This window comes from Streptomyces longispororuber (assembly GCF_024448165.1).
Taxonomy (GTDB): domain Bacteria; phylum Actinomycetota; class Actinomycetes; order Streptomycetales; family Streptomycetaceae; genus Streptomyces; species Streptomyces longispororuber_A.
In genome coordinates, this window is the sequence record NZ_JAMOLN010000315.1 from 1 (window position 1) to 8,398 (window position 8,398).

The 8,398-nt window shown below is 73.1% G+C and carries 5 protein-coding genes and 1 tRNA gene; 2 read left to right on the forward strand and 4 right to left on the reverse strand.

The genetic code is table 11. The features are described from left to right. Positions 1 to 106: 106 nt before the first annotated feature. From M4J07_RS44955 to M4J07_RS44970, 4 genes are all read right to left on the reverse strand, one after another. Entirely contained in the window at positions 107 to 949 is an 843-nt protein-coding gene (locus M4J07_RS44955) for a DUF4097 family beta strand repeat-containing protein (protein WP_255982613.1), read from the reverse strand. A 141-nt stretch (positions 950 to 1,090) separates the two neighbouring features. Next, complete coding sequence (locus tag M4J07_RS44960) at positions 1,091 to 1,609, reverse strand: hypothetical protein (protein ID WP_255982615.1); 519 nt, start codon at positions 1,607 to 1,609, stop codon at positions 1,091 to 1,093. Between the two features lie 277 nt (positions 1,610 to 1,886). Then, a complete protein-coding gene (locus M4J07_RS44965) occupies positions 1,887 to 3,329 on the reverse strand; it encodes a carotenoid oxygenase family protein (protein ID WP_255982617.1) in 1,443 nt (480 codons plus the stop codon). A gap of 940 nt (positions 3,330 to 4,269) precedes the next feature. Continuing rightward, a tRNA-Arg gene (locus M4J07_RS44970) sits at positions 4,270 to 4,342 on the reverse strand. Between the two features lie 389 nt (positions 4,343 to 4,731). Between M4J07_RS44970 and M4J07_RS44975 the strand changes: the two genes are divergently transcribed. Together M4J07_RS44975 and M4J07_RS44980 are read left to right on the forward strand one after the other, a co-directional pair. Continuing rightward, entirely contained in the window at positions 4,732 to 6,372 is a 1,641-nt protein-coding gene (locus tag M4J07_RS44975) for a dynamin family protein (RefSeq protein ID WP_255982619.1), read from the forward strand. Further along, a complete protein-coding gene (locus M4J07_RS44980) occupies positions 6,369 to 8,363 on the forward strand; it encodes a YfjP family GTPase (RefSeq protein WP_445276315.1) in 1,995 nt (664 codons plus the stop codon). The genes M4J07_RS44975 and M4J07_RS44980 overlap by 4 nt, the downstream gene beginning before the upstream one ends. The last annotated feature ends 35 nt before the right edge of the window (positions 8,364 to 8,398 follow it).

The window sequence follows — 8,398 nt, forward strand, 5'->3', positions numbered from 1 at the left end:
TCGGCGGAGGGGGCGGGAGCGGTCTCGGCCCCGGTCGCGGTGGGGCGATGGCGCGGTGGGACGGTGTTCAGGCCGCCTTGGCGGGCCTGGCCGGTCCGGCGAGTGCTCAGACCTTGGAGCGGCGGATGTCGATGTTGCCGTAGCGGGTGCGGGCCCGGACCTTGACGGTGTCCTCGGCGTCGTCCGGCGCGGCGGAACCGGTGAGGGAGTTGCGCACCTGGCCGGCGTTCGAGCTGGCGTCGAGCCAGGCGGCGGTGCCCTCGCGGATGCCGAGGTCGATGGCGCCGTAGCTGGTCTCCAGCTGGACGGTGCCGCGGACGACGTCGTCCACCCGTACGGTGCCGTGGGCGGTGGTGGCGGTGACCGAGGCCTCGGCGCGCCGGATCTCGATGTCGCCGTTGGCGTTGCTGACCCGCAGCTCGCCGGTGGCGGCGCCGACCGTCGTGGTGCCGTGCGAGTTCTTCAGGACGCCGGTCCCGTCGATGAAGCCGACGCGCAGGCTGCCGGTGCTGGTGGTGATCTCGGCCGGGCCCTCGACCCGGTCGACGGTGATCGAGCCGTGCGAGGCGGTCAGCTTCAGCGGTCCCGTGGTGTCGAAGCGGACGTCGCCGGACGAGGTCTTCACCCGGACCTCACCGAGCCGGCCCTCGCCGAGCACCTGGGCCCAGGCGCCGGTGAACTCGACGTCCGAGCCGGCGGGCAGCTCGACCGCGACGTCGACGGTGCCGGTGCGGCCGAACAGGTTGGACTTGGGCGTCCGGACGGTCAGCGTGCCGCCGCCGAAGGTGACCTCGGTCTGCTCGGCGGCCCGCACGTCGATGTCCTTCTTCGGGTTGCGGGGCCGTACCTCGACGACCGTGTCGCTGCGCTCGCTCGCGGTGAACTGGATGGAACCGGCCTCCACGCGTGCGGTGGCCGAGATCGCTTCGGGAGTCTCGAAAGTAGGCATGGCTGTCCCGTCCTCTTGGGTCGGTAGGGCGTCCCCGCTGGTGGGACGTGGTGTGGGTCGAAGTGGTCTGGGTGTTCCGGGTGTTCCGGGTGGCGCGTGTGCCGTGGTGCGGTTGTACGGGTGGGTGGGTCGCGGGTGGGGCTAGCGCACCCAGCCCGTGAAGCTCTGCCCGACGGCTTGGCTCTTCTCCGGTGCGGCCGGCCGGGCGCCGCCGTCGACCGCGGCCGACACGGCGCGCACCAGCCACGCGTTGACCGACAGTCCCTCGCGGCCGGCGGCCTCCTCGGCGCGTGCCTTGAGGTGGGCCGGAAGGCGCAGGTTGACGCGTGCGGTGCCGCCGTCGTCGCCGTCGGCCGGGAGGGGCGTCCGGAACGGTTCGGCAGGTGCGGCCGGCTCCGCGGGGGCGCCGCCCTCGGTGGGCGGCAGCGTCACCACGAAGTCGGGGTCCAGGCCCCGGAGCCGTACGTCGACCGAGCCGGGGGCGAGCTCACGGGTGATCTCGTCCATCGCGGCGGAGAGCACGTTGAGCATGGTCAGTCGGGTCGCCGACTCCAGGGGAGCGGTGAGGCGCTCGGCCAGCTCGCGGGCTTCGTCGCCCCCGGCTTCGGCGGCCACCGCGAGTTCCTGGCGGAGAGTGTCGACATACGGCGTGAGGTCCATGACGTCATAATGGCACCATGATGGCGCCATGTGCAACCCCTGGCGGCACCGATTCCGGCAAGCGCGAGGTGCCATCCGCTCTGACCTGGGAAAACGCGACGGTGTCGCGCTGAATCAATCTGGCGCCAGGTGGAGGCGCGGCGGCGCGGGGGCGTGCGACGGCGCCGAATGGCGTCGAATGGCACCGCATGGCGCCACGTGGCACCACGTAGCACCACGTGACACCGCGCGGCGCCACCGGCACTACGCGGCACCGACCGACGCCACACGTACCCACTCAGTGGTCGTGGCCGTGATCGGGAATCCAGTTGCCGTGGAACCCGACGGGCACCCGTACCGGCAGATGCACGCGCGCGACGGGTTCGCCGCTCAGGTCCTGGGCGGCGAGGACCACCAGATCCGTGCCGCCCCGCTCCGGATCGAAGACGTACGACAGGACCCACCCGTCGTCCTCGGCACCGCCACCTCCGCCGCCACCTCCACCGCCTGCCGACGGCACGAACACGCCCTCGCCGACGTCCGTGCCCGGAGGGAAGCGGTGCACCTCGCTGCCGCCCCGCTCCAGGTCGAACTTGACGAGGGCGACGCCGAGTTGGGCGAGCTCGGGTGCGGGTGAGGTGGGGGAGAGGAGGTGCCGGCGGGCGCGGTCGGCGGCGTAGCCGTCGGTGGGTTCGAGCACGCCGTAGCCGTACCGGTGCGCGCCGGTCGCGCGCCGGGGGTCGACCCGCGGGAACTCGACGGCCCGCTCGTCGATCAGGTCCTCGCGCACCGTCCCGGCGGCCAGGTCCACGGTCCACCGGACGAGCCGCGGCGGCGTCTCGTCGGGCCCGCGGCTGTCCCGCCCCGCGAACAACCGGTCGTAGCGGACCAGGTGAACCGTGATCAGCCCGGCCCCGTCCTCGTACGCGTTCATGGGATGGAAGACGAAGCACGGCTCGACCTCCAGCCACCGCACGTCCTCGGCCCGCCCCTCCCGCGGCAGCACCCCGAGCCGGGGCGTGCGCTCGGGGTCCCAGATGTAGGGCAGGGAGGACGGGGACGTGGCGACGTCCGGATTGAAGACCACGGGCAGGTCGTAGAGCAGGACGTACGAGGAGGTGAGCGAGAAGTCGTGCATCATCGGCCGCCCGGTGACGGGGATGTCGACCGCCCGCCGCACCCGCCCGTCCCGCGCGACCACCAGGTGCTGCACGTACGGATACGCCCAGCAGTACGCGACGGCGTGCAGCTCACCGCTGACCGGGTCGACGGTGGTGTGCGCCGCGAACCCGCCCGGCAGCGTGCCCTGGAAGTCGTACGGGCCGAGCGTGTTGAGGTCCCCGTCCAGCTCGTACGGCAGCGACCCGCCCTCGACGGTGGCGAGGTAGCGTCCGGCGAAGTTCAGGACGTGGGTGTTCGGCGCGACGTCCATGTCGAGGTGGCGCGGCCCGTGCACGGGCTTGTCGCCGAGGGCCGCCGCCATCGTGTCGCTGCGCACCCACCGGTTCCGGTACCACTCGGCCCGCCCGTCCCGCAGCCGCACCCCGTGCACCATCCCGGGCCCGCTGAACCAGTGGTACGCCGCCGGGTCGTCCAGGTTCAGCGGATTGGGCCCGTTGCGCAGGTACCTCCCGTCGAGCCCCTCGGGCAGCCGCCCGCTCACCGGCAACCCGCGAGCGGTGACCTCTTCCCGCACGGGAGCGAACAGCCCACGCAGATACGGGTTTCCCTGATCGGCCATGACGGCCTCCTCGACGGGTCCGGCAGGGGGGCCCAGCACTCCACCACCCCTCCACCATCCAGCGGAACCCGCCCGAGGTCGACCCTCCCCAGCCCGCACGGCAGGAAGGCGCACCCGCGGAGCAGAGCTGCCGTCGGGCGATGACCCCGCGGTCTGTCAGCACGGCTTCAGGGCTGGCCGAATCAACGACCCGCCAGCTCTCGACCGGCCGGATTCAGCCGACTGCTGAGCTGGTTCACCGCATCGGTCCGGCTCATCGCGGGGCTCCCCGTCGAGCCTCACGGATCCGCAGAAGGGCCCACTGCGGGGGCAGTCGGACGTCTGTCACTCCGCTCCCCGACTGTCTCCAGCAGTCGCCGTTCTTGTACCCGTGAGTCCCCGCTCAATCCGGCGTAGTCGTGTCACGGGGCGGGCCGGCACGCCGGATCATCTCCACGACGTGGACCGCCTGCTCCGGGTAGGCCCACAGCCGTACGGGCACCGCGGACGACTCGCACTCGATCACCAGCGCTCTGGTCGGGACCCACAACACTTCGCGGAAGGCCGCTCGGCGTGCGCGGACGTAGCGCAGGTCTGTCGGCAGTTCACGCAGACGCGTCCTCGACCGGCGAGGCGTCCACCGGAACGTGCCCCCGGCCCGTACCCGGCCATGGCTGTATCGGCGCCCCTCGTCCGGCAGGTTGGCCCCGACCTCGAAGAAGACTGCTTGCCCTGCTTCGGCCTGAACGGCAGTTCGCCGCGCTCGCCGTGCCAGGAGAAGCCGCCCGATCACCCCGCCGACGAAGGCGGAGACCGCTGCCGTAAACATGCGCGAAGTAGAACAGGCGGCCGACAACGCGTCGAGGGGTGAGCAGCTCAGATCCGGTGAGGGCTTCCGTATGTCCCGCCGAAACGCCCCTGACCAGCAGAAAGGCCCCACCGAAGCAGGGCCTACGAGAGGCGCCCCCGGCAGGACTCGAACCTGCGGCCAAGCGCTTAGAAGGCGCCTGCTCTATCCACTGAGCTACGGGGGCCGGTGTGTGGCCGTTGGCTCGGACGGACGGATGTGGGGGTGATCCGTGACCTTGCCGGGGACAAGGATAGGGCTCCCGGGGCCCGGTCCTTGTTGCTTCGCCTCCGTGGCTCGATGTGGAGGTTCGGTGAAGCGGTCCTGATAATCGCAGGCAGTTACGAATCCTGCACCGCTTTTGGCGTCTCGCGCCCCGGGTGTTGTGCACTCGTTATGCCTGCGCCCCCTCTCGTCCCTTCCATCCCGCTGTGCGTTCCCTGTGACGTATCGCGCGTCTTATCTGGTCTCTCCTGACCCCTCTGTGGCGTCCTACTGGTGCTTTCTGACGTCTTATCGGCGCGCAGGTGCGGTCATATGCTTCAGAAAGCCAGCAAAATTGGGCATTCTTCGCATGTGGTGACCTTGGACGTACGGCCTCAGCTGCTCGACGCACTTACCGCGCTGCGCGACCGTGTCGCCGCCGCGCGCTTCCCGCTCCCCCTCACGGGGGCGCCGCGCGCGCGTGCCAACCGCGGCGAGTTGCTCGCACAGCTCGACGACTACTTGGTGCCCCGGCTACGGGCCCCCGAAGCGCCCCTTCTCGCCGTCATCGGCGGTTCCACGGGCGCCGGCAAGTCGACGCTCGTGAACTCGCTCGTGGGGCGCGTGGTGAGCGAGGCGGGCGTGCTGCGGCCGACGACCCGGACACCGGTGCTCGTCTGCCATCCGGACGACCACCACTGGTTCTCCGGAATGCGGGTGCTGCCCGACCTCACGCGCGCGTGGGTGCCCAGACAGAGCGACGCCGAGGCGGACGGCGAGGAGGACGACGACCCGCTCGTCCCCGTCCTGGACGACGACGAACAGGTGCTGCGCGTGGAGACCGCGGGCACCGTGCCGCGCGGCCTCGCCCTGCTCGACGCCCCGGACGTCGACTCCCTAGTCGCGGAGAACCGGCGGCTCGCCGCACGCCTCATCAGCGCCGCCGACGTGTGGATCATGGTGACCACCGCCTCCCGGTACGCCGACGCCGTCCCGTGGCACCTGCTGCGTACCGCCAAGGAGCACGACGCGAGCCTCGTGACCGTGCTCGACCGGGTGCCGCACCAGGTCGTCGCCGAGGTGGCCCGGCAGTACGGCGCCCTGCTCGCCAAGGCCGGGCTCGGCGAAGTCCCCCGGTTCACCGTGCCCGAGCTGCCGGAGTCGACCGGCAACGGCGGGCTCCTCCCGGCCACCGCCGTCGCCCCGCTGCGCGCCTGGCTCACCCACCGCGCCCAGGACCCCGACGCCCGCGCCCTCGCCGTCACCCGCACCGCCCGCGGCGTCCTCGACTCGCTGCGCGCCCGGATGCCCGAACTCGCCTCCGCCGTCGCCGCCCAGTACTCCGCCGCCGTACGGCTCACCAGCGCGGTGGAGGACGCGTACGAGAGCGAGCACGCGCGCGTGCGCAGCCGGTTGCAGGAAGGCGCCGTGCTCGCCGGTGACGCCCTGAAGCGGTGGCGGAGCTATCCGCTGGACTGCTCGGCGGGGGAGCTGCTCGACGCCCTCGTGGAGAGCCTCGGAGCCCTGCTGCTGTGCGCCGTGACGGCCGCCGACGAACGCGTCGACGAGGCCTGGCGGCGCGAGCCCGGCGGCCGCACCCCGGAACTGACCGGGCGCGACCCCGGCCTGGAGAGCGCTGAGCACCGGATCGGTATGGCCGTACGGCGCTGGCGGCGGGTCCTCGAGGAGTACGCCGAGGAAGAGGTGCGGGCGGTCGGGGACGCCCAGGGCGCGACGCCGCCCGACCCCGAGATCGTCGCCGCGCTCGTCGCCACCGCACTGCTCGGCGGCCGACGGGCCAGAGCCGCGGGCGAGAACCTCGCCGAACGCATCGGCGCCCAGGGCGCCCTGCGGCTGCGCGACCGCGGCGGGCGGCTGCTGAGCGAGTACCTGGACACCGTCCTCGGCGCGGAGCGCGAGCGCCGGCTCACGCCGCTCGACGGCCTCGGTGTCGGCCCCGAACCCCAGGCCGAACTGATCGCGGCCCTTTCGCTGCTGCAGAAGGAGAGGTGAGGGCGGTGACCGCCGTCACGGATCACACGGATCACACGGATCGTGCCGATCGCGCTGAGCGCACCGATCGAGCCGATCGCACCGATCGCACCGATCGCACGGACCACGTCGATCACACTGAACCCGCCGGTTCCGCGGGATCCTCCAGCCACTCCAACCTCTCTAGCCCCTCCAGCTCTCCCAGTTCCTCCAGTCCCTCCGGTCCCGCCACCGGCGCCTGGGACGACGGGCTCATCGCGCGGCGGGCCGGCGGTCAGCCGGGTGACGGACGTGACGTACTGGAGCCGCCGACGGCCCCACGCGCGTACGAGGACGGGCACGACGGCCAGCTGAAGCAGCGCCTCGACGCGCTGCGCGAACTCGTCGGGCTCTCCAGGACGCGCCTCGACGGCGACACCCTCGCCGAGGCGGGGCGGGTCCTCGACGAGGCCGCGGCCCGGCGCAGGCTCTCGGCCCGGCACACCGTCGTCGCCGTCGCCGGGGCCACCGGCAGCGGCAAGTCGACCCTCTTCAATGCCCTTGCGGGAGTGCCCCTCTCGGAGACCGGACTGCGCCGGCCCACCACCTCCGCACCGATCGCGTGCAGTTGGACGGACGGCGCGGCCGGGCTGCTCGACCGGCTCGGCATCCCGGGCCGCTCGCGACGGCGCCCGCTCCAGGGCCAGCACGGCGAGGCGAAGCTGGAGGGCCTCGTCCTCGTCGACCTGCCCGATCACGACTCGGCCGCGCCCGCACACCGCGAGCAGGTCGACCGGGTGCTCGCTCTCGTCGACGCCGTCATCTGGGTCGTGGACCCGGAGAAGTACGCCGACGCGATGCTCCACGAGCGCTATCTGCGGCCCATGGCGGGGCACGCCGAGGTGATGTTCGTGGTGCTCAACCAGACCGACCGGCTGCCCGGCGACGCCGCCGAGCAGGTCCTCGACGACCTGCGGCGCCTCCTCGACGAGGACGGCATCGCGCTCGGCGAGCACGGGGAGCCGGGCGCCACCGTGCTGCCGCTGTCCGCGCTGACCGGCGACGGCGTCGGTGAACTGCGCGACGCGCTCGACCAGTTCACGGGCGAGCGGCGGGCCGCCGTGCGCCGGATCGCCGCCGACGTCGACGCCGCCGCCGACCACTTGCGCCCCGTATACGCGGCCGGGCGGCAGATCGGTCTGAGCGAGGCGGCCCGTGAGGAGTTCACCGACCGGCTCGCCGAGGCCGTGGGAGCGGCAGCCGCGGGCCAGGCCGCCGAACGCGCCTGGGCCCGCGGCGCCAACAAGGCGTGCGGCACCCCGTGGCTCAGGCTCTGGCGCTGGTACGAGGCCCAGCGCGCGCTCGGCTCGCCCGTCCAGCCCCCCGTGGTCCCGGTCGAGGAAGAGGCCACGGCGCGGCAGCGCGTCGAGCACGCCGTCCGGGCCGTCGGCGACGCCGCCGCGACCGGGCTGCCCGCCGCGTGGGGGCAGGCCGTGCGGGAGGCCGCCACGCGCGGTGCCGAAGGGCTGCCGGAGGCGCTCGACGAGCTGGCCGTGACGGGCGCGCCGGTGGGCGGCTCCCGGTCCCAGGGCGCGGCGTCCCCTGCGAGTCCTGCGGGTTCCGCGGGTCCTGCCGGACCTTACGGGCCTTACGGGCCGAGCGGGCGGCCGCCGCGGCCGGGCTGGTGGCCGGTCGCCGTGCTCGCCCAGGTGTCCATGACGATCCTTCAGGTGCTGGGCGGGCTCTGGCTGTTGGGCCAGATCGTCGGGGTCGTCCCGCCGAACCTCGGGGTGCCGGTGCTGATGATGCTGGCCGGGATCGTCGGCGGGCCGTGCGTGGAGTGGTCCTGCCGGATGGCGGCGAAGGGGCCCGCGCGACGGTACGGCCAGGACGCGGAACGGCGCCTGCGGGACGCGGCCGCGGCCTGCGGCAGGGCGCGGGTCCTCGACCCCGTCGCGGCGGAGCTGCTGCGGTACCGGGAGGTGCGGGAGCAGTACGTACGGGTGGCCGGGTTTTCCACAACCGGGCGGTAGGACACAGGCGTCGGCGGGGATCGCGGCGCGGGGGC